A 23,169-nucleotide genomic window follows, 5' to 3' on the forward strand; every position below is an offset into this window, starting at 1 on the left:
CCTGATGCGATGGATCACCGACCATCCCCTCCTCGGCCTGGGGCTCATCCTCCTGGCGTCGGTCGCGTTCGCCCTGCAGCTCCCGCGGCTGGAGATCGACACCTCCGCCGAGGGCCTGATGCTGGAGAAGGACCCGAGCAAGGCCTACTACGACCAGATCAAGCAGAAGTTCGGGAGCGACAACCTCACGATCATCCTCGTCAAGGCGGACGACGTCTTCGCCCGGCCGGTGCTGGAGCGCGTCAAGCGGCTGTCGGACGCGATCGACCGGATGGAGGGGGTGTCGCGGGTCGAGAGCCTGACGACCGTGAACAACATCAAGGGGGAGCGGGACTCGCTCAACACCGAGCCGCTCGTGGGCGCCCGCATCCCGACGGACCCGGCGCGGCTCGCGCGCATCCGCGCGGACGCGCTGGACAACCGGATCTTCCTCGGCAACATCGTCTCGCCGGACGCCAGGGCGACGGCGATCAACGTTTACACGGACCCCAAGCCGGGGGACAAGGCGTTCAACCGGCGGTTCGCCGACGCGGTGGAGGCGCTGATCGCCGAGGAGGCGGCCGGCGGGCTCTCGATCTACCAGATCGGCGGGCCGATCACCAAGGTCACCTTCGGCGACTACATCCGCCAGGACCAGATCAACCTCGTGCCGCTCTCGCTGGGCGTGCTCCTGACCGTGCTGCTGCTGGCCTTCCGGATGGTGCAGGGCGTGGCGATCCCGATCGTCACGGGCCTGGTGAGCATCACCTGGGGTCTCGGCTGGATGGCGCTGGCCGGCATCCCGGTGAACGTGATCACGGCGATCATTCCCTCGCTGCTGATCGCGATCGGCTTCACCGAGGACGTGCACATGATCTCGGAGTACCACCAGGCGCTGGCCAAGGGCCTGGACCGGGTCGCCGCGGTGCGCCACATGGCCGAGCACGCGGCCCTGCCCATCCTGATCACGACGGTGACGACTGTCGTCGGGTTCGGGAGCCTGATCACGAGCGACATCACGATGCTGATCCAGTTCGGACAGGCGTCGGCGATGGCCCTGTCCTCGAACTTCATCATCACGATCGTGCTCGTGCCGGCGCTCCTGCGCCTCTGGCCGGTACCGCGGCGGTTCCGGGCCTTGGCGTTGGCGGAGGAGGCGCCGGAGGGGACGATCGCCCGCTGGATGGAGCGGCTGGGCCGGTTCAACCTGCGCTACCGCGTCCCGATCGTGGTCGGGACGGTCGCGCTGGTCGCGGGCTCGCTGTTCGGCTGGTACTTCCTCAAGGTCAACACGGACTTCATCAGCTACTTCCCCGAACGCTCCTTCATCCGGCAGCGGACGCTGGACCTCCATCGCGCGCTCGCGGGGGCGGTGAACTTTTACGTGGTGGTGGAGACCGGTCGGCCGGACGGCGTCAAGGAGCCGGCGTTGCTGGAGCGGATCGCCGGCCTCCAGGACTACCTGGCCGGGACGGGCAAGGTGGACAAGACCGTCTCGGTGGCCGACTACGTGCGGAAGATGCACCGGGAGATGCACAACGGCGACCCGGCGCTGGAGCGCATCCCCGACAGCGCCAACCTCGTGGCCCAGTACCTCCTGGTCCTCGACGGCAAGGACCTGGTCAAGTACGTGGACGCGGACTACTCGACGGCCAACATCGTCGTGCGGCACAACGTCACCAGCTCCTGGGAGCTGTCCGCGCTCCTGACGGGGCTGGAGGCGCACGTCGCGCGCACGTTCCCCGAGGGCGTCCGCGTGCGGACCACGGGCGAGGGCATCCTGATCAACCACGCGGCCGACTTCATGGCGATCAACGAGGTCACGAGCTTCTCCTCCACCTTCGTCATCATCGGCCTGCTGCACTCGCTCCTGTTCATGTCGCTCAAGGCCGGCTTCCTCTCGCTGATTCCCAACGTGATCCCGATCCTGCTCAACTTCGGCCTGATGGGGCTCCTGGACATCCCGCTGAACACGGGCACCGCGCTGATCGCGACGATCGCCATCGGCATCGCCGTGGACGACACGGTCCACCATATGGTCCGCTACAGCCGCGAGCTGAACGAGCACCACGACCAGACCACGGCCATGTTCAACACCATGAAGGCGCAGGGCCAGCCGATCCTCTACATCTCGCTCGCCCTGGCCGGCGGCTTCCTGGTCCTGATCTTCTCGAACTTCGTGCCGACCTTCTACTTCGGCGTGCTCTCCGCGGTCGTCATGCTGGTCGCGGCCGCCACCGAGCTGGTGATCACGCCGATCCTCATGCATTCGACGCGGCTCGTGACGCTCTGGGACATCATGCTGCTCAAGATGAGCCCGGAGCTGGTCCGCACCGCACCCCTCTTGCAGAACCTGAGCCGCTGGGAGGCGCGGAAGGTCGTCCTGCTGGGCCGGCTCCAGGCGCTGGCGGCCGGCGAGCGGCTGATCCGGCGCGGCGAGACGGGGACGGAGCTCTACATGGTCGTGACGGGCCGGGTGCGCGTCGTCGCCCACGGGCCGGACGGGGCGCCGCAGCCGCTCGCGGTCCTCGGCCCCGGCCAGGTCTTCGGGGAGATGGGCCCGCTGGAGGGCGTGCCGCGCTCCGCGGACGTGGCGGCGGAGGAGCCGGCCGAGGTGCTGGCGCTCGACTATGCCGCGCTGGAGCGGATCCGGCGGCGGTTTCCCTTCACCGGCGCCAAGCTGTTTTTGAACCTCGCGCGCATCCTGAGCGGCCGCCTGCGCGCGATCACGCAGGCCTACGTGGAGGCCCCGGCCAGGGGGGCGAGACCGTGAGCGAGCCCGTCGAGGGGTACAACTACCTCATCATCAGCGATCTGCACCTGAAGGAATCGGAGAAGAGCCCGGCGGGGCGCCTCTTCTACTTCGACCAGGACTTCACCGACTTCCTCCGCCACTACCGCCACACCTACGCCGGCGCCCGGCGCTGGCGGCTGATCGTCGGGGGCGACTTCATCGAGTTCTACCACCGGATCAACGAGCAGCCGGACCCGCAGAACCGCCTGCTGCGCGGGAGCGAGCTCTACGAGACGGACCTCAAGTTCTATCCCGGCACGGAATGGCGGAAGTCGGTCTGGAAGCTCGACCGCATCCTCCGCAGCCACCAGTTGCTGCTCATCTCGCTCGCGCGCTTCGTGCACGAGGGGAACGAGGTCTACATCCTGCGCGGGAACCACGACCTGGAGTTTTACTGGACGCAGGTCCAGGACCACTTCCGCGCGCTGGTGGCCGAGCACCACCCGGCCGGCGTGACCTACCTGGAGATGAAGCGGCTGGTCCAGGAGCGCGTCCGCTTCGTCCCCTGGTTCTACTTCGAGCCGGGGCTCCTGTACGTGGAGCACGGGCACCGCTACGACCCCTACTGCTCGAACGCCCACAACCTCTGCCCGGTGCTGCCCAGGCAGCCGGAGCGGCTGGAGATGGCCTTCTCCGCCTTCACGATGCGCTACTTCGTCGCGCGGCTCCAGTACGCCGACCCGGCCTCGATGGAGAATTTCGGCTCCGTCCCCAAGTACCTGCTGCGCATCTTCAGCAACAACCTCGGGCAGCTCCTGGAAATCCCGGCCTACTACTGGGAGATGGTCGTCCGGACGCTCGGCAAGGTCAACAAGGACCAGGCGCCGGACCCCGAGCTGGAGGAGCGGGAGGGGCGCACCTGCGAGGAGGTGCGCCGGGCCTACGGGCTGTCTCCGGAGGCGATCCGGACCCTGGCCGGGCTCGCCCTGCCCCCGGTCCTCGTGAGCCGGTGGGAGACGCTCAAGTGCTTTCTGCTCGACCTGCAGGCCGTGACCGTGGGGCTGCTCGCGGTGGGCGTGGGCGGCTGGCTCTGGGGCGGCGAGCCGGCGGCGAGCTGGGGCGCCGCGGCGGTCGGCCTGGGGGCGGTGGTCTGGCTCGGCCGGCGGCGCATCCTCGCCTTCAACGACCACCGCAACCTGCGGGCGCTCGCGTCCACCATCCGCGAAGCGGTCGGCTGCCGCTTCGTCGTCTTCGGCCACTCGCACGACCCGGACGCCCATCCGCTGTCCGCCGACAAGGCCTCCTGGTACTTCAACGTGGGTACCTGGGTGCCCCGGGGGCGGGAGGGCCAGTTCATCTTCCTGGAGATCCTGCAGGAGGGCGGCGGGTCGGTCGCACGGCTGATGCGGTGGAGCCGGGCCGCGCACGAGCCGGTGGAGGTGGACCCGGAGCGATACGCGAAGGACAGCGCGGAGCGGAAGGCGGCGGCGAAGGCGGGGGGGAACGGGGCCGGCGCGCCGCCGGCGGCGCGTGGCTAGCGGGGCGCCCCGTCGAGACCTTTCGTCATTCCGGCCAAGGCCGCCGAGCGGCCGCGAGCCGGAATCCAGCGATGCGGCACGGTCCTGGATGCCGACGTCCGCCGGCATGACGAGGTCCCGAACGTGTGGAACCGCGGCACTCGCCCGCATGGTTCATGAGCGCTTCTGCTGCAACCGCGGATTCGCGGCTGCGACAAGCCAGCAGGCGACTGCCGTGCATGCTGGCGGGCGGGCCCGCCGCTCGGACCCTCGACGTACGGGTTCAAGTACGCCTCGGGTCGTGGCGGCTCCGCGCGCCCGTCTCGCGACGCGACTCCACGGTTTCGCGACGAACCGTCATGAATCATGCGGGCTAGCCTTTTTTCGTGTACTGAGCGAGCTGGCGCTCCAAGGCCTTGACCTTCGCTTCCAGCTCCTGCGCGTGCTCCTGCAGCTTGTAGATCTGCATGCGCTCGTTCAGCCCCGCCTCGATGATCCGGAGCATGTCGTCGTTCTCCCAGGGCTTCTCCAGGTACTGGTAGAGACGGACCTCGTTGATCGCGCGGATCGCGCTCTCCTTGTCGGCGAAGCCGGTCAGGATGATGAGCTCGATCGCGGGGTAGAGCCGGCGGACCTCCCGCAGGAAGGAGACGCCGTCCATCTCCGGCATCAGGAAGTCCGAGATCGCGAGGTCGATCGGGTTGTACCGGATGGCCTCCAGCGCGGACTTGCAGGAGGTGAACGCCAGGGGCTCGTACTCGGTCTCCAGGCTGATCAGGGACCGCAGGCTGTTGACGACGATCTCTTCATCGTCCACGATGAGAATGCGCTTCGACGACACGGCCACGCGAGCCTCCCGGTTCCCGGCGACGATCCCGGCGGAACGGCGGGCAAATTCTAGGGAGTGCGATGAGGGATTTCAACAGGATTCCGAGCCGGCGCCGGGCCGATTCCGCGCGTGAAGGGATGCGGTGAGCCGCCCCCCCGCCCCGCCGCCGTCCGCCCGCTCCTGGATCACCCGGACGGTCCTCGGCGTCGTCCTCGCCACCTTTTTCTCCGACTTCGGCCACGAGATGGCAACGGCGGTCCTGCCGCTGTACCTCGCCGCGCTCGGCCTGGGTCCCGCCGCCCTGGGCGCGATCGAAGGCGTGGCGGATTTCCTGGTGAGCCTCTCCAAGCTGGCGGGCGGCGCGCTCGGCCAGCGGGTGCGCGAGAAGCGACCCTGGGCGTCGCTGGGCTACCTGGTCACGGCGCTGGCGACCGCCGCCATGGCCCTGGCCGGAGGGCTCGCCGCGCTGGTGTCGTTGAGGGGGCTCGCCTGGATCGGGCGCGGGATGCGCGGGCCGCTGCGGGACGCGCTCCTCGCCGAGGCGGTCGCGCCGACGCACTACGGCCGGGCCTACGGCCTGGAACGCGCCGGGGACATGCTGGGCGCGGTGGCCGGACCGCTCGTGGCCGCGGGGCTGCTCTATCTCGGCGTCGCCTTCCGCGACGTCCTGCTCTGGACGCTGCTGCCGGGACTCCTGGCCGCCGGGGCGATGTTCTTCCTGACCAGCGAAGAGCCGAAGGCGCCGGTGCCGGGCGCGGCCGACCTCGAGGCCGCGCCCCGGCGGAGATTTCCGCGCGCCTTCTGGGTCTTCCTGGCCGGGGTGGCCCTCTTCGGCTTGGGGGACTTCTCCCGGACGTTCCTGATCTGGCTCGTGGCCCGGGATGCGGGCGGCGGGGCGATCCAGGCGAGCGGGCTGGTCTCGACCGCCGCGCTGCTCTACGCGGTCCACAACTTGGTGAGCGCCGGCGCCGCCTACCCGATCGGCCACCTGGGCGACCGGCGGTCGCGGTATACGGTGCTGCTGTGGGGCTATGCGCTCGGGGTCGGCACGAACCTGTTGCTGGCGGCGACCGGCGGGAGGCTCGGCTGGCTCGTGGGCGCGATCGTGCTCTCGGGCGTCTACATCGCCGTCGAGGAGACGCTGGAGAAGGCGGTCGCCGCCGAGCTCCTGCCGCGCGAGCTGTGGAGCCTGGGCTTCGGCATCCTCGCCTGCGCGAACGCGGTCGGCGACCTGCTGTCCAGCCTCTACGTCGGCGCGCTGCTCCAGGCCGGCCTCGCGGGCTGGGCCTTCGGCCTGGCGGCGGGCTTCGGGCTGGCCGGGACGGTGTGGCTGACGGTCGCGCGGGGTGCGGTCAGGAGATGACGGCCCACGCCCTTGCAAGGTTTCGACGCAGGCACGACGGCCCGAGCGAGGTATCGTCTGAAGACCATCGCGGCAAGGGAAATCAAGCGCAGGGGCATCTCCGCCGTGGACGAGGCGCTGAAGGACGGTCCGGTGCACGTCATCACGAACGACCGCTAAGCCGAAAAGTTCAAGGCTGCCCGTCCCGATCTCAAGGAGACTCTCGCCCGCGTCCTGCGGGATCTGGAATCCGACCCCTTCCAATCTCGGCTATGCCTTCACCCGCGCAAGGGACCGCTCTAAAGGACTGCATGCGGTCAGCGTCACCCATGCCTACCGGATCACCCTCACCATCCAGCTGACGGAGAAGGAACTTCTCCTGCTCGACCTCGGCAGCCACGACGAGGTGGACCGGTAGCTGCATCATGCCCCGGTTACCCCGGCAGGGCCTGATAGAACCCGTTCGCGCGCACGAGCGCGACGGGGCGGTCGAAGAGGCGGCTGAGCGCGGCGGCGGTCAGCACCTCGGCCTTCTTCCCGTCGGCGACGATCCGGCCGGCCTTGAGCAGGACCACCCGCTCGACCTCCGGCGGAATTTCGTGGATGTGGTGGGTGACGAGGATCAGGGTCTTGCCCGCGCGCATGAGCCGGCGGACGACCTCCAGGTAGTCGAAGCAGGCGGCCGGATCGAGGCCGCTCGTCGGCTCGTCGAGGATCAACGCCTCCGGGTCGTGGATCAGCGCGCGGCCGAGCAGGAAGCGGCGTTGCTCGCCGGTCGAGAGCGAGCCGAAGGGCCGGTCGCCCAGCGCCGCCACGCCGAGCTGCGCCATCAGCCGGGCGGCGCGGTCACGATCCGCCCGGCTGTAGGCCTGGTGCTCCCAGACGCCGATGCTGGCATGGAGGCCTGAGAGGATCACCTCGACGCCCCTGGCCCACGCGACATAATCGTGCTGGAGGTCGTGGGAGACGATTCCCAGGCGCGAGCGCAGCTCCCACACGTCCCAGCGCTCCCGCCCGAAGAGCCGCACGGTGCTCCCCTCCCGCGGCACCTCGTACAGCTCCCGGGACAGCAACTTGAGCAGCGTGGACTTCCCCGAGCCGTTCGGGCCGAGGATGGCCGTCTGGCAGCCCCGCGCGATCTGGAGCGACAGGTCCTCGAAGACGCAGGTGTCCCCGCGATAGACGGTGGCGTTCTGGATTTCGAGGATGAGGGGCATGGCCGCACCATAGCACTGGGCGCCCGGTCTCGTACAGGCGGCCTATGTCGTAGGGCCGGAAGACCTCGCGGCCGCGGCGACCAGGCGGGTCACCCGCTCGATGAAGGCCAGGTCCAGCGTCTCGATCGTATCCGTCGGGCGGTGGTAGTGGGGGTTGCGGAAGTCGGCGGTGTCGGTGAGCATGACCGCGGGAAAGCCGTGGAGCCAGAAGGCGGCGTGGTCGCTGCGCCTCGTGTCGGGAAACCGCTCGCCCTGGCCCGGCACGACCAGGGGGACCGTCTTGAGGTGGGGCACCTGCTCGCCGGCCGCGGCCTGGACCGCGGCCACGAGGCCGGCCGAGGCGTCGTTGCCGATGACGCCGAGGAAGTCGCCCCTGGTCGGGACGGCGATCGGCAGGCCGGGCGGCGCCTGCTGCGAGCCCTCCTCCGCGCGTGCATAGCCGACGCACTCCAGGACGATGGCCCCGCGAACCGGCTCGCCCCGCGCGCGCAGCGCGGCCGCGTAGGCGAGGCTCCCGAGCAGGTCCTCTTCCTCCAGGCCGAAGGCGATGAACCGCAGCGGTATGGGCGGCGGCGCGGCGGCCAGTTGCCGCGCCGCCTCCAGCAGGGCGGCGAGGCCGCTGGCGTTGTCGTCCGCGCCGGGGGAGCCCGGTACCGTGTCGGAATGGGCGGCGACGATGAGGGGCGGTCCGGCGTCCGGCTCCGTGCCCGGCAGGTCGGCCACGACGGTGCGCCAGGTCCCGCCGAAGGCCTCGACGGGATGGAAGGACACGGCGAGGCCGGCCTCCCCGAGCCGGTCGGCGAGGTAGGCCTCCGTGCGGCGCAGCGCGTCGGGCGCGGTCAGCGGGTGGCGCTCGCCGACGAGGGCGTGCAGGTGGGCGAGGAGGCGGGCCTTCACGGGGCGGGCGGCCCGGTCAGGCCTCGGCGAGGCCGAGGTCGCGCGCCCTGGCGGTCAGCGCGCCGGCCGCGCGCATCTCCGCGAGCGCCCGCTCGCTGTCGCCCGGCGTCGCGTCGATGCCGCGGATCGCGTCCTCCAGCACGACGACGCGCAGGCCGAGCCGCCGGGCGTCCAGCACCGTGTGCTTGACGCAGTAGTCGGTCGCGAGCCCCGCCACGTAGAGGGTGGCGACGCCCAGCTCCTGGAGCCGCTCCGCGAGCGGCGTGCCCTCGAAGGAGGAGTAGGCTTCCTTCTCGGGGTCGGTCGCCTTGGAGATGATCAGGGTCCCCGGCGGCACGACCAACTCGGGGTGGAACTGCGCGCCCCGGGAGCCGCGCACGCAGTGGACCGGCCAGGGGCCGCCCCGGTCCTTGAAGGAACAGTGGTCGGGCGGATGCCAGTCGCGGGTGGCCACGATCGGCAGGCCGCCGGCGTGGAACAGGCGGATGTAGGCGTTGACGACGGGGATGATCGCGTCGCCGCCGGGCACGGCCAGCGCGCCGCCGGGGCAGAAATCCACCTGGATGTCGCCCACGAGGAGGGCGCTCCGCGCCTCCGGGTGCGTGCCGACCGCTTTCGGGTGCCTTGTCATGCCGAGCGCCGACCGCGGACGACGACGGCCGCGGCTACGAGACGATCTCGGTGCCGATGCCCTTGTCGGTGAAGACCTCGAGCAGGATCGCGTGGGGCATCCGGCCGTCGATGATGTGGGCCTTGCGCACGCCGCCGTCCAGCGCGGTGAGGCAGGCCTGGACTTTCGGGAGCATCCCCTCGGTGATCACGCCCTTCTTGACCATCCGCTGCATGTCCTTGCGCGAGAGCGTGGAGATGTGCCGGCTCTTCGCGTCGCGGATGCCCTTCACGTCGGTGAGCACGAGGAGCTTTTCGGCCTTGATGGCCGCGGCGACCGCCCCGGCCACGAGGTCCGCGTTGATGTTGTAGGTGTGGCCCGCCTTGTCGGTGCCGATGGGGGCGATCACCGGGATGAACTGCTCCTGCTGGAGGCGCGTCAAGAGGTCCGGGTTCACGGACTGGACCTCCCCGACGAGCCCGAAGTCCTCGTCCGGCTCGCCGCTGGGCTCCGTGTAGAGGCTTTCCGCCCAGGCCCTGGCGGTGAGCGGCTTCGCCAGGATCATGCCGCCGTCCTTGCCCGTGAGCCCGACGGCGCGGGCGCCGTGCCGGTTCAGGAGCGTGACGATCTCCTTGTTGATCTTGCCGCCGAGGACCATCTCGACGACGTCCATCGTCGGCCGGTCGGTCACGCGCACGCCCTGCCGGAACTTCGCCTCCAGCCCGAGCCGGTGCAGCATCTGGTCGATCTGGGGGCCGCCGCCGTGGACGATGACCGGGTTCAGCCCGACGTACTTCATCATGACGACGTCGATCGCGAAACCCTCCTTGAGGCTCTCGTCGGTCATCGCCTTGCCGCCGTACTTGATGACGATCGTCTTGCCCTTGAACGTGCGGATGTACGGCAGGGCCTCGACCAGGATGTTCGCCTTCTTGATGAGCTTGTTCATGCGTCGCTCCCGCGGTCCGTACCCCCTGCCCCCTCGCGTCCGTCAGAGGATGAACCGGCTGAGGTCCTCGTCCTTGACGATGTCGCGCAGCCGCACCCGCACGTAGGCCGCGTCGATCGCGACCTTGCGCTCGGCGTGCTCGGGGCCCTCGAACAGAAGGTCCTCCAGGAGTCGCTCCATGACCGTGAAGAGCCGCCGTGCCCCGATGTTCTCCGTCCGTTCGTTGACCAGCGCGGCGGTGGCGGCGATCTCCTCCAGGCCGTCCCGGGTGAAGTCGAGGGCCACCCCTTCCGTGGCGAGCAGCGCCTGGTACTGCCGGACGAGCGCGCCCCGCGGCTCCGTGAGGATCCGGATGAAGTCCTGCCGCGTCAGCGGTTCCAGCTCCACGCGGATCGGAAAGCGCCCCTGCAGCTCCGGGATCAGGTCCGAGGGCTTGGCGACGTGGAAGGCGCCGGCCGCGATGAAGAGGATGTGGTCGGTCCGCACGGGCCCGTACTTGGTGTTGACCGTCGAGCCCTCGACGATCGGCAGCAGGTCGCGCTGGACGCCCTCGCGCGAGACGTCCGGCCCGAGCTGTCGCTCGCGGCCGGCGATCTTGTCGATCTCGTCCAGGAAGACGATGCCCGCCTGCTCGACCTTGGCGACCGCCTCGCGGACGACCTCGTCGGTGTCGATGAGCTTCTGCGCCTCCTCCTGCGCGAGGGCCTTGAGCGCCTCGGGGACCTTCATGACCCGCTTTTTCTTCTTGCCGGGGAACAGCCCACCGAGCATGTCCCGCAGATTGCTCTCCAGGTCCTCCATGCCCGCCCCGCCGAGGTTGGAGATCATGCCGATGGGCACGCCGCGCTCCTTGACCTCCAGCTCGACGGTGCGCTGGTCGAGCTTCCCCTCGCGGAGCTGGAGCCGCAGCTTGGAGCGGGTCGCCTCGTAGGATTCGACGCCGGGGACGGTCTGGGGCCGGTCCTCCCCGACGAAGCCCGAGGAGGCGCGCGGGGGCGCCGGCAGCAGCAGGTCGAGCAGGCGCTCCTCGCCGAGGTGCTCCGCCTTCTGCCGCACCCGCTCCATGTGCGCGGCCTTCACCATGCCGACGGCCAGCTCGGTCAGGTCGCGGATGATGGACTCCACGTCGCGGCCGACGTAGCCCACCTCCGTGAACTTGGAGGCCTCCACCTTGATGAAGGGCGCCTGGGCCAGCCGGGCCAGCCGCCGCGCGATCTCGGTCTTCCCGACGCCGGTCGGGCCGATCATGATGATGTTCTTCGGGATCACCTCGTCGCGCAGGTCGGGGTCGAGCTGCTGGCGCCGCCAGCGGTTGCGGAGCGCGATGGCGACCATCCGCTTGGCGTCGCGCTGGCCGATGACGTAGCGGTCCAGCTCCTCGACGATCTGGCGGGGCGTCAGGCTTTCCAGGTTGGGCGTTGGGGCGCCGGGCCGAGGATCCGTCATGGTGGTCAACGCGTGAGCTCCTCGAGCAGGAGGTTCTGGTTCGTGTAGATGTCGATCCCGCCCGCGATCTTGAGAGAGGCCTCGACGACCTCGCGGGCGCCGAGCTGGGAATGCTCCAAGAGCGCGCGGGCGGCGGCGAGCGCGTAGGGACCGCCGGAGCCGATCGCCAGGATGCCGTCCTCCGGCTCGATCACGTCGCCCGTGCCGGACACGATGAAGGAATGGTCGCGGTCCGCCACCGCGAGCAGGGCCTCCAGCCGGCGCAGGACGCGGTCGGTCCGCCAGTCCTTCGCCAGCTCGACCGCCGCCCGCGTCAGGTTCCCGCGGTATTCCTCCAGCTTGGCCTCGAACTTCTCGAACAGGGTGAAGGCGTCGGCGGTCGCGCCGGCGAAGCCGGCGAGGACCTGGTCCTTGTGCAGCCGGCGGAGCTTGCGCGCGTTGGACTTCATCACGGTCGTCCCGTGCGTGACCTGACCGTCCGAGCCCATGGCCACGCCCGCCCCGCGCCGGACGCAGAGGATGGTGGTGGACCGGATCGTCATGAGGCCGGCTTCGCCCCCCGCGCGCGCAGGGCGGGCGCACGGCCCGCGCGCGGATGGGCGCGGTCGTACACCGCCAGCAGGCGGTCCGGCGCCACGTGCGTGTACTTCTCCGTCGTCGCGAGCGAGGCGTGTCCGAGCAGCTCCTGGATCGCCCGCAGGTCCGCGCCCTCGTCCAGCAGGTGGGTCGCGAAGGAATGCCGCAGCGCGTGCGGCCCGATGTGACCGCCGGGCAGGTCCTTCGAATAGCGGGCGACGATCCGCTCCACGCTCCGCGCCGTCAGCCGCCCGCCCCGCCGGTTCTGGAACACCGGGTGCTCCGGGTGCCGGCCGCCGACGGCCGACGGCGGAAGCCGCGCCCGATACTCCGTGATCGCCTCCACGGCCACCGCGCCGACCGGCACGATCCGCTCCTTCTTCCCCTTGCCGCGCAGCCGCACCAGGCCGTCGGCCAGGTTGAGGTCGTCCACGTTCATCCCGACCAGCTCGCTCACGCGCGCCCCCGTGGAATAGAGGGTTTCCAGGATGGCCCGGTCCCGCAGGGCGGCCGGCTCCTCCCCCTCCGGGGCGTCCATGAGCGCGCCGGCCTCGTCCTTGGTCAGCACCCGCGGCAGCGGCTTCGGCAGCTTCGGCGTGCGGACCTCCGCCGCCGGGTTGGCGGTCGCGCGCCCCTCGCGGATCAGAAAGCGGTAGAAGCTCCGCAGCGCGGCCAGCTTCCGGCCGAGCGAGGATTTCTTCTCGCCCCGCCCGTCGAGCCAGGCCAGGTAACCGCGGACCGTCAGGCTGTCCACCTCGTCGGGCGTCGGCGGGGGGGCGCCGGTCGGGCGCTGCGTCGCGGCGTACGAGAGGAACTGGCGCAGGTCCGCGCGGTAGGCGCGAATCGTCTCGCGGGACGCTCCTCGCTCCACGTCAAGAAACGTCACGAAAGCCCGGATCGCGTCTTCCATTCCTCCCAGTCCTTGAGCGCGCGCTCGCCGATGAGCCGCCGCTTCTGGTCCTTGTCGCGGACCCTGGTCGGCAGCGGGGGGAAGAGGCCGTGGTTCGTGTTGATCGGCTGGAAATGGCGCGGGTCGCTCGTCGTGATGTACGCGAGCAAGCTCCCGTGCGCGGTCGTGGGCGGCGGCGACACGAGCGGCAGGCCCGCGAGGCCGCGCGCCGCGTTGATGCCGGCCAGCCCGCCCATCGCCGCGGACTCGGTGTAGCCCTCGACGCCGACGATCTGCCCGGCGAAGAAGGCGGTCGGCCGCGCCTTGAGCTGGAGCGTCTCCCGCAGCAGCAGCGGGGCGTTGATGAAGGTATTGCGGTGCAGGCTCCCGTAGCGGAGGAACTCGGCCCGCTCCAGCCCCGGGATCATGCGGAACACGCGGCGCTGTTCCGGGTAGGTCAGCTTCGTCTGGAAGCCGACCAGGTTGTAGCAGGTCCCGTGGCGGTTCTCCGCGCGGAGCTGGACGACGGCGAAGGGGCGCGCGCCCGTCTTCGGGTCCGCCAGCCCCACCGGCTTCATCGGCCCGAACAGGAGCGTCTGCCGACCGCGCTCGGCCATCACCTCGACGGGGATGCAGGCCTCGAAGTAAGGCGTCTTCTCGAACTCCTTCGGCTGCACCTTCTCCGCGGCCAGGAGCGCGCGGTAGAAGGCTTCGTAGGTCGGCTCGTCCATCGGGCAGTTGAGGTAATCGTCGCCGCCCTTGTCGTAGCGCGAGGCGCGGAAGACCACGTCCATGTTGATCGTGTCCGCGTCCACGATCGGCGAGATCGCGTCGAAGAAATAGAGGTGCTTCGCGTGCGTCAGGTCGCGGATCGCCGCCGAGAGCCGGTCGGAGGTCAGCGGGCCCGTCGCGACGATGCAGACGCAATCGGGCGGGATCTCCGTGACCTCCTCGCGGAGGATCCGGATGTTGGGATGGCTCTCCAGGGCCTGGGTGATGCGCTCGGCGAACTGCGCGCGGTCCACGGCCAGGGCCGAGCCGGCGGGCACCCGCACCTCGTCCGCCACGCGGAGGACGAGCGAGTTCAGCCGCCGCATCTCTTCCTTTAAGATGCCGGGCGCGCTCTGGACGTCCGCGGAGCCCAGGGAGTTGGAGCAGACCAGCTCGGCGAGGAAGCCCGTCTTGTGCGCGGGCGTGGCCTCCTTCGGGCGCATCTCATAGAGCGTGACCCGCGCCCCCCGGTTCGCCGCCTGCCAGGCCGCCTCCGAGCCCGCGAGCCCGCCCCCGATCACCACCACGTCGTCGCGCATCGTCGGTGTTTCCCCGTGAAAACCGCATTCTACGGGCCGCCCGGAGGGGAGTCAAGGACGCGGCAGGCGCGACCGCTCGCGTTGACGGGTCCGAAATCGGCGTGCTAGACTCCGCGCTCGGGTGGGCGATTAGCTCAGTGGGAGAGCGCTTCCTTCACACGGAAGAGGCCACAGGTTCGATACCTGTATCGCCCACCATACGAGACGGCCAACCGCTCAACATTCCACCGGGCGAAGCCACCCCTGCAGCCGGGCCGTAAGCTCCTCCTTAGGACATACGACTCTCCGATAGCTCCCACGTGAGCGCCTGCCCTTCGTCCCGGGATCGTTGATACCGCCGGTAATTCACTCGTAGGAACACGCGGAGGGCTTCCCACCCCGTGCGCGTGTTCCCGTCCACGAACGGATGATTCCTGACGATGTGATACGCATACGCCGCGCCATCGCCAGCAAATCGGGATGCCGATACCGGCCGGCAAATTGCGCCTGGGGTTGCGCGATCGCGGATTTCAACAAGCCGATGTCATGGACCTGCGGGGTGCCCCCCAAGCGGTCGATCATCTCGTCGTGGATCGGCAGGACATCTTCCAGTGTGAGGAACACCGGCTTGAAGCGGTCATCGTCGACGGGAACCATGGCCTTCCCTCCGAGAACGCCGGCCCCCTTCACAAACAAAAACGCCTGCCCGGTTTTCCCGAGCAGGCGTGTGGATTGAACCGCACGGCAACGTAAGGCTCGAAGAATCGCCTCGTCTTGTTCCAGGACTTCGCCCAACGCCTTTCGCACCCGCTGCCGACGCGTCCGGTGGGCATCCGGTCGCTTGGGGGGCCGCTTTGCGGCTCCGTCGCGCGACGGCCTTGGTCGCACTCGGCTGACTTTCACGCTTCATGCGCACAACCATACGGCCCGTACAAAACCGGGTTTCAGCCTACCGGAGGGCTGCGGACCCGTCAAGGCACTGGGACCTGATGCCGTCCTCCCCTCCCGACTGGACAACCGCCGGGTCTTGGGCTAGACTTGCCCCTGTCCGTAGGGGTTTCAACCGGGGCGGTCGCGCGGGCGGGACGCTCCGGCCCCGCGAACCAGCGAGGTGACCGATGCGACGAGTCTCTCTCCTCTGCACGCTGATGCTCCTGACGGCGCTGGGCGCGACCGGCTGCGCGAGCCGGGGCGAGACGAAGCAGGTCCAGCCGCTGACGGTCTATTCCGCCATGGACGGCATGGCGCTGGTCTACGGCGACCCCGCCGCGACCGCCCCGATGAACGATCACCCGCTACGCTGGGTCGGCTACGCGACCTACCCTGTCGGCGTGGCGATGGACTACCTGCTCAACCGGCCCCTCTACACCCTGGCCTCGTGGGCGCCGTGGCTGAGCGGCTACAACGCCGAGGACGCGATGTTGGACCAGCAGCGGCCCGGCCGGACCGCGCGCTGACGGACCGGCCGCCGGGTCGTGCCGCGCCCGGCGGCGGCGATCTTCGCGGCGACTTCCAACTCCCCCGACCGATGCAGCATCGTTCCCCCGCCGACACGATGGGCCTGGCGCGGCGCCTGCGCGCCGGCCTCCTGGCCACGCTCGTCGGGCTCGCCGCCTGCGGGGAGATGCCGCCGCCGTCGAACTTGCCGCCCAACGCGAGCGACCTGCCGCTGCTCAAGTCCATCAAGCTCTGCGACCGCCAGGAGTTCGTGCGCACGCGCGTCGCGGCCCAGCCCCAGCCCTGGGGCGCCGGCCAGGAGTGGCGGGTGCCGAGGGACCGGAGCGGCTCCAAGGCGGAGGAGTCGCTGTTCTTCAACCAGGACGGGCTGTTGGTCGGCGCGCTGTTCGTCTTCCCGGGCGGGCTCAAGCTGGACGCCTATCCCGTCCTCTTGGACACGTTGCACCGGCTGCCGCCGATCACCGAGTTCTACGTCAATGTGGCGGGTCTGGCGAGCCAGGGGGATTTCACGAGCAGCCGTCTGTTCCGCACGGGCGACGAGAAGAGCACGACGGAATATCTGGTGCTCGGCGACCTGGAGGCGCCCACGCTCCTGATGGCCTCCGTGAGCGTGGACCCCTACCTGCCGCTGGTGAGCGTGCACCGGCGGGAGTTCCTCGCCCGGATCGAGGCGCCGTCCAAGCCCAGGCCCGGCGCGCCGCGCAAGGGGCCGGGCTCGGAGGACAAGCAGCCGTTCCCCGTCCTGGAGCAATTCGCCCGCGGCGAGGCGGCGCAGCTCGGCTATTGCGGGACGCGCAATTTCGACACGGCGGTGGAGGCTTACACGAAGGCGATCGCCCTGGGCATCCAGGACCCCGCCCACCTCGCCGAGGCGCACCACAAGCTGGGCCTCGCGCTGATGGGCAAGGGCGACGCGGCCAAGGCGCGGGACGAGCTGATCGAGTCGCTCAAGATCCTGCCCAAGCGCCCGGACGTGCTCAACAACCTCGGGGACGCCTACCGGAAGCTCGGGGACCTGGACAAGGCGCGCGCGGCCTTCGAACGGGCCGTGATGCTCAAGCCCAACTACCCGATCGCCCGCTTCAACCTCGCGGAGACCTACGAGCCGACGAACCCCAAGCTCGCCATCAACGAATACGAAACCTACCTGGCCATCGCCGAGGGGATTCCCGAGGAGGAGGAGCGCGTCAAGAAGGCGCGGGGGCGCGTCGAGCTGTTGAAAGGGCCGTAGGGGAACGAGGGCGTGCCGGCCGTTCTCAGCAGCCGGCTACCCGCGGATCTTCTCTTCCTGCTCTTGGAGCGTCTTGCACTCGATGCACAGCGTGGTGACGGGACGCGCCTTGAGGCGCTTGAGCGGGATGTCCTGGCCGCAGCGCTCGCAGATGCCGTAGGTCTTGGTGGCCATCCGGTCGAGCGCCTCGTCGATCTTCTTGAGCAGCTTCTGCTCCCGTTCCTTGAGCCGCAGCGTGAAGTTCTGGTCAATCTCGGCGGCGGCCTGATCGGTGAGGTCGGGGTAGGATTCGAGCTCCTTGCGGCCGGTCAGCGTGCCGTTGACCTCGCCGAGCAGCTTGTGCCGCTGGCGCTGGAGCTCCCGGCGGATGGCCTCGTACTTGCCGGCCGGTTTCGCGGCGCGGACCGCGCGCTTGGGCTTGGCGAGCTTGACGACTTTCTTGGTCATCGCCCCTCCTGCTGCCACTCCGGGACGCCCTCGGACCGGCGGTTGATTCTAATCGAAGGGCCGAATCTCCGTCAACGCGGCGCGCGCGCTCGCCGGCTTGTCACAGCCGCCCGTCCGCGCTCGCCGTCGAAGCGTTCATGCATCCTGCGGGTTAGAGCTCCCTCCGGCCTTCCAGCGATTTGAGCAGCGTCACCTCGTCGGCGTACTCGATGTCCATGCCCACCGGGATGCCGTAGGCGATGCGGGTCACCCGGACGCCGGCGGGCTTGAGGAGTCTCGTGAGATAGATGGCGGTGGCCTCGCCCTCGATGGTGGGGTTCGTCGCGAGGATGACCTCCTGCACCTCGCCGCCCTTGAGGCGGTCGGCGAGGTCCTGGGCGCGGATGTCGGAGGGGCCGACGCCGTCGAGCGGCGACAGCGCGCCCAGCAGCACGTGATAGAGCCCCCGGTAGGCTCCGGCGCGCTCGATCGCGTAGAGGGTACCGGGCTCCTCGACGACGAGGAGCTTCGTTCTGTCCCGCTTCGGGTCGCGGCAGAACTCGCAGAGCTCCTCCTCGGCGATGTTGCGGCAGAGCCGGCAGAAGGCCAGCCCGTCCTTGACGGCGCGGATGGCGTCCGCCAACCGCAACGCCTCGTCCCGCTCGACCTTGAGCACGTGGAACGCCAGGCGCTGCGCCGTCTTCTGCCCGATGCCGGGCAGGCGCACCAGCTCGCGGATCAGCTTGGCGAGCAGACCCTCCTGGTCCATCCCCATCGAATCGCTCTCAGAACATGCCGGGGATGCGGAGCCCGCCGGTGACCGCCTTCATCTCCTCGGTCATCAGGTCGCGGGCCTTGCGCAGGGCGTCGTTGACCGCGGCGGTGACCAGGTCCTGCAGCATCTCCGCGTCGCCCGACTTCATGACCTCCGGGTCGATCCTGACGCCCACGACCTGCATCGCGCCGCTCACCGTGACCGTCACCATGCCGCCGCCGGCCGTGCCGTCCACGGTCTTGGCCGCGGCCTGCTCCTGCACCTTGGCGAGCTGCTCCTGCATCGCCTGGGCCTGCTTCATGAGGTTGCCGATGTTGCCGAACGGGTTCCGGGACATCACGAGGCCTCCTTCCGGGGTGACACCTGCCGCACCTCCGCCACATCCCCGCCGAACACGTCCAGCGCCTGCTTCACCAGGGGATGGGCCTTGGCGCGGTCGATCAGGGCCCGCTTCTGGTCCTGCTCCTTCGCCGCGCGGGCCTGGGCCATGCTGGGGGCCGGCGCCTCGCCCTCCGCGAGCTGGACCACCTGCACGGTGACGGGCCGGCCGGCCAATTCCGCGCAGACGGCGCCCACGGCCTGGAGGGACTCCTCGCGCTGCATCCGCGTCAGGCCGAGGTGCTGCGATGTCGGATAGCCGATCCGGACGATGCCGTCCTTGGCCGGTAGCAAGGTCCCCAGGGCGAGGAACGAGGCGATGTTGGGATGCGCCGCCTCGACCCGCTCCAGCAGCTTCTCCCAGGCGATCGCCACGGGAGCCGCCTGGTCGTCGGTCTTGGGCTCGGCCGCGGTGACGGCGGCGGCCGTCGGCGCGTCCCGGCGCGTCTTGGGCGGCTCGGGCTTCGTCGCCCGGACCGTCGACGCGGGCGGATCGCTCGGGCGCCCCGGCTCGCCGGCCGGCCGGCGCGGCGCGGCCGGTCGGGCTGGGGCCGCCGTCGCCGGCTGGGCCGGCGCCGCGACGCCGGTCGTGCGGGCCGCCCGCACGGCCGCCGCCTCCAGCACGAAGCGCGGATGCGAGGTGGTCCTGAGCGCATCCTCGGCCTGCATGAAGATGCGGAGGAGCTCTTGCAGCCGCTCGGGCTGGTGCGCCCGCGCCGCGGCGGCCAGGTCGCGGACCTCCTCCTCGGCGAGGTCGATCAGGTCCCGGAGTTCGCGGGGGTCCGGGACGACGGCCGCGATCAGCAGATGGCGGAGGCGTTCCACCAGCTCGCCGCAGTAGGCCTTGAGGTCGTGCCCCTGGTCCAGCAGCCGCGCGATCACGCGCACCGCCGCGGGCGCGTCGCCCGCGAGGGCCGCCGCCGCCAGGTCGCGGACGTGCTCCTGGGGCACGGCCCCGAGCAGCATCTCGACGTCCTCGTGCCGCAACGTCTTGCCGCAGAAGGCGACGGCCTGGTCCAACAGGCTCAGCGCGTCGCGCATGCTCCCCTCGCTCGCCCGGGTGATCGCCGCCAGCGACCGGTCCTCCACGCCGAGCCCGTCCTCGGCCGCGACGAAGCGCAGGCGCCCCATGATGTCCGCGCGGGGAATCCGCTTGAAGTTGTAGTGCTGGCAGCGGGAGAGGATCGTCGCGGGAATCTTGTGGATCTCGGTCGTGGCGAAGATGAAGACGACGTGCGGCGGCGGCTCCTCCAGCGTCTTCAGCAGCGCGTTGAACGCGGAGGGCGAGAGCATGTGGACTTCGTCGATGATGTAGACGCGGTAGTGGCCCCGGAAGGGGGTGAACTTGACGTTCTCCCGGACCTCACGCACGTCGTCCACGCCGGTGTTGGACGCGCCGTCGATCTCGATCACGTCCACCGAGGCCCCCTGGGCGATCTCCTGGCAATTGGCGCAGGCGTCACAGGGCTCGGCGGTCGGGCCCCGCTCGCAGTTCAGCGCCTTGGCGAGGATGCGGGCGACGGTGGTCTTCCCCACGCCGCGGCTGCCGGAGAAGAGGAAGGCGTGGGCGATGCGGCCGGAGGTGATCGCGTTGACGAGCGTCTGGACGACGTGGGGCTGGCCGATGACGTCCCGGAACGTCCCGGGCCGGTACTTGCGCGCGGAAACCTGGTAGTCCATGGAACGTCAGGCGTGAAAGGTGAGAGGTGAAACGGGCGGAAAGAGAAAGCGCGTGCCGTCACGTTCGAACGCGTTCCGTCTCACGTTTCACGTCTCACGTTTCACGAGAAAGTGGGGTCAGGTGATCCTGCGGCACACAGACTCGCCCGCTTACCGTTGCTTCCTTCCGGACCTGGCGGGGTTCACGGGATTCTGTTGCACAGGGCCCGACCCCGTATTGGGCGCGAGAGAACCTTACAGACGGCAGACCGACCGGCAGTAGCGCGCCAGATTTCCCGTCCGGCAATGCCCACGAACGCCGAACCAAGGCCCTCAGCCGCACGATTCACGGGCAAGGCCGCCAGGGTACTTCGCCGCCGCCACGATCGAAAGCACGGGGGCGGCTCGCACGCGAGCTAATGATGGCGGAGAGGGTGGGATTTGAACCCACGGTCCCGTTGCCGGGACACGTGCTCTCCAGGCACGCCGATTCGGCCACTCTCGCACCTCTCCGCGCCACGCCCGACATCCGGTCGTGAAAGAGGTGGCATCTTAGCACGCGGGGTAGGGGGCGGCAAGGTGCGTTCGGCGGCCGACGGCCCGGCTTGACGAGGGACAAATCGCTGTGGTCTGCTGCCGGAGGGAATCACTCGAAAGGAGGACGCCGGTGGCGACCCAACCGTTCGATCCCAAGCAGTTCAAGGAGGCGCAGCGGCGGGACTGGAGCAGCGTCGCCGCCGGCTGGAAGAAATGGTGGAAGACGATGGAGGCGTTCGCCCGGCCGGCCAGCGAGCGGCTGGTGGACCTGGCGGCGCTCCGGCCGGGTCACGTGGTGCTGGACGTGGCCACCGGCATCGGCGAGCCGGCGGTCACGGCGGCGCGGCGGGTCGGGCCGAGCGGGAAGGTCGTGGCGACGGACCAGGCGCCGCAGATGCTCGCGCTCGGGCGGGAGCGGGCCGACGAGCTGGGGCTGACGAACATCGAGTTCCGCGAGGCGGACGCCGAGGCGCTGGACCTCGCCGAGCGCTTCGACGCGGTGCTCTCCCGCTGGGGGCTCATGTTCCTGCCGGATTTGGGCGGGACGCTCTCGCGGCTCCATCGGCTGCTCAAGGACGGCGGCCGGCTGGCCGTGGCGGTCTGGGGGCCGCCGCCGACGGTGCCCTTCATCAGCCTGGCCATGGGGACGGTGCGGCAGGAGCTCCAGCTTCCGCCCCCGCCGCCGGAGGTGCCGAGCCCCTTCAGCCTGGCGGACGTGACGGTGCTGGAGCGGGCGCTCGCGGCGGCGGGCTTCCGCGACATCCGCAGCGAGTCCCTGACCCTGACCTTCGAATGGGCCTCCGCGGAGGCGTACACGACCTTTCAGCAGGACATCGCGGCGCCGATCGTCGCACTCCTGGCGAAGGAGCCGCCGGCCCGCCGAGCCGAGGTCTGGGCCGCGATCACCGAGGCGGCGCGCCGCTACGCCGGCCCCGACGGCCGAGTCCGAATGAGCGGTGAGACGTACTGCGTCGCCGCCGCCCGCTAGCCCCCATGATTCATGCGGGCTAGCCCTCAGAGCTTGCAGACGTTCTGTGTGAGGTCGCCCGCGACCGCGTCGCCGGGCACCGTCGCCAGGATCTTGTAGTGGCCGAGCCCCAGCTCCTTGCCGAAGGCCTGGCCGACCAGCACGTCCTGCACGTGCTGGTGGTCCCAGGCGCGGAAGTAGGACCGTCCTTCCTTCAGCCCGTCGAACTCGTGGCCCTCCAGCGCCTTGATCACGGCCTGCGTGTCCGTCGTGCCGGCGCGGCGCACCGCCTCCAGAATCTGCGTCATGGCGGCATAGCCGAGGTAGCAGCGCGACGTCGGCGTGTGGTTGTATTTTTCGATCACGCCGTGGATGAACCGCAGCGAGCCTTCCGTGTGGATCTTGGGGTCCCAGATGAGCCCCCACACGCCCGCGTTGTTCGCGTAGCCCAGGGGCCGGCCGATCTGCTCGCCGCCGATCATCCCGCCGACGCCGATCTTCTCCTTCGCCAGCTCCAGCTTCGTGTAGCCCTTGAGCGCATTGACGAGGTCCCAGCCGTAGAGGTTGAGGATGACGGCGTCCGGCTTGGCGGCCTTGGCGGCGGTCAGCGCCTCGGTGAAGTCCGTCGCGCCGAAGGGGGTCGTCGTCGAGCCCACCACCTCCCCGCCCTGCGCGGCGAGGGCCTCGGTCATGGCCTGGAGCGCCGAACGGCCGTCCATCGTGTCGGCGGTCACCATGAACCAGCGCTTGCCGTAGGCCTTGACGATCTGGGGCGCGACGGCCCGCGAGAGCATCCGGGCGTTGGGCATGAAGACGAAGGTGTGCGAGCTGCAGCGGGCGCCGGTCAGGTCCGTGACGTGGGCGCCCGTGACCATGAAGAGCCTGTTCTCCTTCTTGGCGAGGTCGGACACGGCCAGGGCCACGTCCCCGTTGAAGGTGCCCATCAGGAAGTCCACCCGGTCCTCCGTGATGAGCTTGGTCGCGGCCTTGATCGCGGTCTGCACGTCGGAGGCGTCGTCCGCCTCGATGATGGCGACCGGCCGGCCCAGCACGCCGCCGCGCTTGTTGTAGAGGTCGAGCGCGACCGTGGCGCCGTGGACGTCGTGGATCGAGGAGGTCTTATAGGGGCTGGAGAGCGGGTCGAGGATGCCGACTTTGATCGGCGGCCCGGCCGGGGGGGCGTCCGCCGCCCGCGCCGTCCCGGTCAGGCCGAGCAGCCGGTCGGCGAGGCCGCCGGTCGCGAGGACGGCCCCGGCCGCGGTGGAAAGCTTTAGAAAGCGTCTCCGCGAGATGATCGTCATGCGAGCCTCCGTGAGGGGAATGGGGAGCAGGGCGTCCCCGCGATGAAAGCACAGCCCGCGGGGCCCGTGCAACTGATTCGTGGGTGAGGCCGGCGGCGGGGAGCGGGGCAAGGTGAGGGTGAGGGGCCGGCGCGCGCCCGCGGGCGCGCGCCGGCCCGGCGGT

21 protein-coding genes, 2 tRNA genes, 1 other RNA gene and 1 pseudogene are annotated in these 23,169 nt (G+C 70.1%); 8 read left to right on the forward strand and 17 right to left on the reverse strand.

The features are described 5' to 3' along the window. Positions 1-4 precede the first annotated feature (4 nt). Both AC1U7O_RS05435 and AC1U7O_RS05440 read left to right on the forward strand, forming a co-directional pair. Positions 5-2,752, forward strand: a complete 2,748-nt coding sequence (locus AC1U7O_RS05435; protein WP_479893595.1) for an MMPL family transporter — start codon at positions 5-7, stop codon at positions 2,750-2,752. Then, positions 2,749-4,251 carry a hypothetical protein gene (locus AC1U7O_RS05440; RefSeq protein WP_479893596.1) on the forward strand — a complete coding sequence of 501 codons (1,503 nt, stop codon included), beginning with the start codon at positions 2,749-2,751 and terminating at the stop codon, positions 4,249-4,251. The genes AC1U7O_RS05435 and AC1U7O_RS05440 overlap by 4 nt, the downstream gene beginning before the upstream one ends. 352 nt (positions 4,252-4,603) lie before the next feature. Here the strand turns inward: AC1U7O_RS05440 and AC1U7O_RS05445 are convergent, their stop codons facing one another. After that, a complete protein-coding gene (locus AC1U7O_RS05445; protein ID WP_479893598.1) occupies positions 4,604-5,077 on the reverse strand; it encodes a response regulator in 474 nt (157 codons plus the stop codon). Between the two features lie 124 nt (positions 5,078-5,201). Between AC1U7O_RS05445 and AC1U7O_RS05450 the strand changes: the two genes are divergently transcribed. Further along, entirely contained in the window at positions 5,202-6,422 is a 1,221-nt protein-coding gene (locus tag AC1U7O_RS05450; protein WP_479893599.1) for an MFS transporter, read from the forward strand. A 57-nt stretch (positions 6,423-6,479) separates the two neighbouring features. Continuing rightward, a pseudogene (locus tag AC1U7O_RS05455) lies at positions 6,480-6,578 on the forward strand (prevent-host-death protein); the annotation flags it as partial. Between the two features lie 257 nt (positions 6,579-6,835). Here the strand turns inward: AC1U7O_RS05455 and AC1U7O_RS05460 are convergent. Genes AC1U7O_RS05460 through trmFO form a run of 8 tightly spaced genes read right to left on the reverse strand, consistent with a single transcriptional unit; the run spans position 6,836 to position 14,295 of the window. After that, the gene (locus AC1U7O_RS05460; protein ID WP_479893600.1) at positions 6,836-7,618 is read right to left on the reverse strand and encodes an ABC transporter ATP-binding protein; all 783 of its coding nucleotides are present in this window, start codon (positions 7,616-7,618) and stop codon (positions 6,836-6,838) included. Between the two features lie 42 nt (positions 7,619-7,660). Continuing rightward, on the reverse strand, positions 7,661-8,515 hold the full coding sequence (locus AC1U7O_RS05465) for a M20/M25/M40 family metallo-hydrolase (protein WP_479893601.1): 855 nt from the start codon (positions 8,513-8,515) through the stop codon (positions 7,661-7,663). A gap of 16 nt (positions 8,516-8,531) precedes the next feature. Beyond that, positions 8,532-9,146 carry a nicotinamidase gene (locus tag AC1U7O_RS05470; RefSeq protein WP_479893603.1) on the reverse strand — a complete coding sequence of 205 codons (615 nt, stop codon included), beginning with the start codon at positions 9,144-9,146 and terminating at the stop codon, positions 8,532-8,534. Positions 9,147-9,180: 34 nt separating this feature from the next. Further along, entirely contained in the window at positions 9,181-10,074 is an 894-nt protein-coding gene (gene argB, locus AC1U7O_RS05475) for an acetylglutamate kinase (protein WP_479893604.1), read from the reverse strand. 42 nt (positions 10,075-10,116) lie between these two features. Beyond that, entirely contained in the window at positions 10,117-11,520 is a 1,404-nt protein-coding gene (gene hslU / locus AC1U7O_RS05480) for an ATP-dependent protease ATPase subunit HslU (protein WP_479893899.1), read from the reverse strand. A gap of 5 nt (positions 11,521-11,525) precedes the next feature. Beyond that, on the reverse strand, positions 11,526-12,062 hold the full coding sequence (gene hslV / locus AC1U7O_RS05485) for an ATP-dependent protease subunit HslV (RefSeq protein ID WP_479893606.1): 537 nt from the start codon (positions 12,060-12,062) through the stop codon (positions 11,526-11,528). Beyond that, positions 12,059-13,006 carry a tyrosine recombinase XerC gene (locus tag AC1U7O_RS05490; RefSeq protein ID WP_479893607.1) on the reverse strand — a complete coding sequence of 316 codons (948 nt, stop codon included), beginning with the start codon at positions 13,004-13,006 and terminating at the stop codon, positions 12,059-12,061. Before AC1U7O_RS05490 ends, hslV begins: the two co-directional genes overlap by 4 nt. Then, entirely contained in the window at positions 12,979-14,295 is a 1,317-nt protein-coding gene (gene trmFO, locus AC1U7O_RS05495) for a methylenetetrahydrofolate--tRNA-(uracil(54)-C(5))-methyltransferase (FADH(2)-oxidizing) TrmFO (RefSeq protein WP_479893609.1), read from the reverse strand. Before trmFO ends, AC1U7O_RS05490 begins: the two co-directional genes overlap by 28 nt. Before the next feature lie 123 nt (positions 14,296-14,418). On the opposite strand from trmFO, the gene AC1U7O_RS05500 reads away from it, so the two are divergent. After that, positions 14,419-14,493, forward strand: a tRNA-Val gene (locus AC1U7O_RS05500). Positions 14,494-14,563: 70 nt separating this feature from the next. On the opposite strand, the gene AC1U7O_RS05505 is transcribed toward AC1U7O_RS05500, so the two are convergent. Next, entirely contained in the window at positions 14,564-14,803 is a 240-nt protein-coding gene (locus AC1U7O_RS05505; protein ID WP_479893901.1) for a Fic family protein, read from the reverse strand. Between the two features lie 589 nt (positions 14,804-15,392). Between AC1U7O_RS05505 and AC1U7O_RS05510 the strand changes: the two genes are divergently transcribed. Both AC1U7O_RS05510 and AC1U7O_RS05515 read left to right on the forward strand, forming a co-directional pair. Continuing rightward, positions 15,393-15,731 carry a hypothetical protein gene (locus AC1U7O_RS05510; protein WP_479893610.1) on the forward strand — a complete coding sequence of 113 codons (339 nt, stop codon included), beginning with the start codon at positions 15,393-15,395 and terminating at the stop codon, positions 15,729-15,731. A 71-nt stretch (positions 15,732-15,802) separates the two neighbouring features. After that, positions 15,803-16,963 carry a tetratricopeptide repeat protein gene (locus AC1U7O_RS05515; protein WP_479893612.1) on the forward strand — a complete coding sequence of 387 codons (1,161 nt, stop codon included), beginning with the start codon at positions 15,803-15,805 and terminating at the stop codon, positions 16,961-16,963. Positions 16,964-16,999: 36 nt separating this feature from the next. Here the strand turns inward: AC1U7O_RS05515 and dksA are convergent, their stop codons facing one another. From dksA to AC1U7O_RS05545, 6 genes are all read right to left on the reverse strand, one after another. After that, positions 17,000-17,410 carry an RNA polymerase-binding protein DksA gene (gene dksA, locus AC1U7O_RS05520; protein WP_479893614.1) on the reverse strand — a complete coding sequence of 137 codons (411 nt, stop codon included), beginning with the start codon at positions 17,408-17,410 and terminating at the stop codon, positions 17,000-17,002. Between the two features lie 151 nt (positions 17,411-17,561). Continuing rightward, positions 17,562-18,164, reverse strand: a complete 603-nt coding sequence (gene recR / locus AC1U7O_RS05525) for a recombination mediator RecR (RefSeq protein ID WP_479893615.1) — start codon at positions 18,162-18,164, stop codon at positions 17,562-17,564. A gap of 10 nt (positions 18,165-18,174) precedes the next feature. Further along, a complete protein-coding gene (locus AC1U7O_RS05530; protein ID WP_479893616.1) occupies positions 18,175-18,501 on the reverse strand; it encodes a YbaB/EbfC family nucleoid-associated protein in 327 nt (108 codons plus the stop codon). After that, complete coding sequence (dnaX, locus tag AC1U7O_RS05535) at positions 18,501-20,222, reverse strand: DNA polymerase III subunit gamma/tau (protein WP_479893617.1); 1,722 nt, start codon at positions 20,220-20,222, stop codon at positions 18,501-18,503. Before dnaX ends, AC1U7O_RS05530 begins: the two co-directional genes overlap by 1 nt. A 112-nt stretch (positions 20,223-20,334) precedes the next feature. Further along, positions 20,335-20,434: signal recognition particle sRNA small type (ffs, locus tag AC1U7O_RS05540), an RNA gene on the reverse strand. A gap of 190 nt (positions 20,435-20,624) precedes the next feature. Further along, positions 20,625-20,714: transfer RNA gene (locus AC1U7O_RS05545), tRNA-Ser, on the reverse strand. A gap of 154 nt (positions 20,715-20,868) precedes the next feature. Here AC1U7O_RS05545 and AC1U7O_RS05550 point away from each other — a divergent pair. Next, positions 20,869-21,726 (forward strand): class I SAM-dependent methyltransferase, encoded by an 858-nt coding sequence (locus AC1U7O_RS05550; protein WP_479893619.1) that lies wholly within the window; start codon positions 20,869-20,871, stop codon positions 21,724-21,726. Between the two features lie 26 nt (positions 21,727-21,752). Here the strand turns inward: AC1U7O_RS05550 and AC1U7O_RS05555 are convergent, their stop codons facing one another. Beyond that, complete coding sequence (locus AC1U7O_RS05555; RefSeq protein ID WP_479893620.1) at positions 21,753-23,006, reverse strand: ABC transporter substrate-binding protein; 1,254 nt, start codon at positions 23,004-23,006, stop codon at positions 21,753-21,755. Between the last annotated feature and the right edge of the window lie 163 nt (positions 23,007-23,169).

The sequence above is a fragment of the Candidatus Nitrospira neuquenensis genome (assembly GCF_979578155.1).

Coding starts and splice junctions, on each gene's coding strand:
- hslU (WP_479893899.1), bottom strand. CDS start 11,520: ATGACGGATCCTCGGCCCGGCGCCCCAACGCCCAACCTGGAAAGCCTG.
- argB (WP_479893604.1), bottom strand. CDS start 10,074: ATGAACAAGCTCATCAAGAAGGCGAACATCCTGGTCGAGGCCCTGCCG.
- AC1U7O_RS05530 (WP_479893616.1), bottom strand. CDS start 18,501: ATGTCCCGGAACCCGTTCGGCAACATCGGCAACCTCATGAAGCAGGCC.
- AC1U7O_RS05515 (WP_479893612.1), top strand. CDS start 15,803: ATGCAGCATCGTTCCCCCGCCGACACGATGGGCCTGGCGCGGCGCCTG.
- recR (WP_479893615.1), bottom strand. CDS start 18,164: ATGGGGATGGACCAGGAGGGTCTGCTCGCCAAGCTGATCCGCGAGCTG.
- AC1U7O_RS05555 (WP_479893620.1), bottom strand. CDS start 23,006: ATGACGATCATCTCGCGGAGACGCTTTCTAAAGCTTTCCACCGCGGCC.
- AC1U7O_RS05435 (WP_479893595.1), top strand. CDS start 5: ATGCGATGGATCACCGACCATCCCCTCCTCGGCCTGGGGCTCATCCTC.
- hslV (WP_479893606.1), bottom strand. CDS start 12,062: ATGACGATCCGGTCCACCACCATCCTCTGCGTCCGGCGCGGGGCGGGC.
- AC1U7O_RS05470 (WP_479893603.1), bottom strand. CDS start 9,146: ATGACAAGGCACCCGAAAGCGGTCGGCACGCACCCGGAGGCGCGGAGC.
- dnaX (WP_479893617.1), bottom strand. CDS start 20,222: ATGGACTACCAGGTTTCCGCGCGCAAGTACCGGCCCGGGACGTTCCGG.
- AC1U7O_RS05510 (WP_479893610.1), top strand. CDS start 15,393: ATGCGACGAGTCTCTCTCCTCTGCACGCTGATGCTCCTGACGGCGCTG.
- AC1U7O_RS05490 (WP_479893607.1), bottom strand. CDS start 13,006: ATGGAAGACGCGATCCGGGCTTTCGTGACGTTTCTTGACGTGGAGCGA.
- AC1U7O_RS05460 (WP_479893600.1), bottom strand. CDS start 7,618: ATGCCCCTCATCCTCGAAATCCAGAACGCCACCGTCTATCGCGGGGAC.
- dksA (WP_479893614.1), bottom strand. CDS start 17,410: ATGACCAAGAAAGTCGTCAAGCTCGCCAAGCCCAAGCGCGCGGTCCGC.
- trmFO (WP_479893609.1), bottom strand. CDS start 14,295: ATGCGCGACGACGTGGTGGTGATCGGGGGCGGGCTCGCGGGCTCGGAG.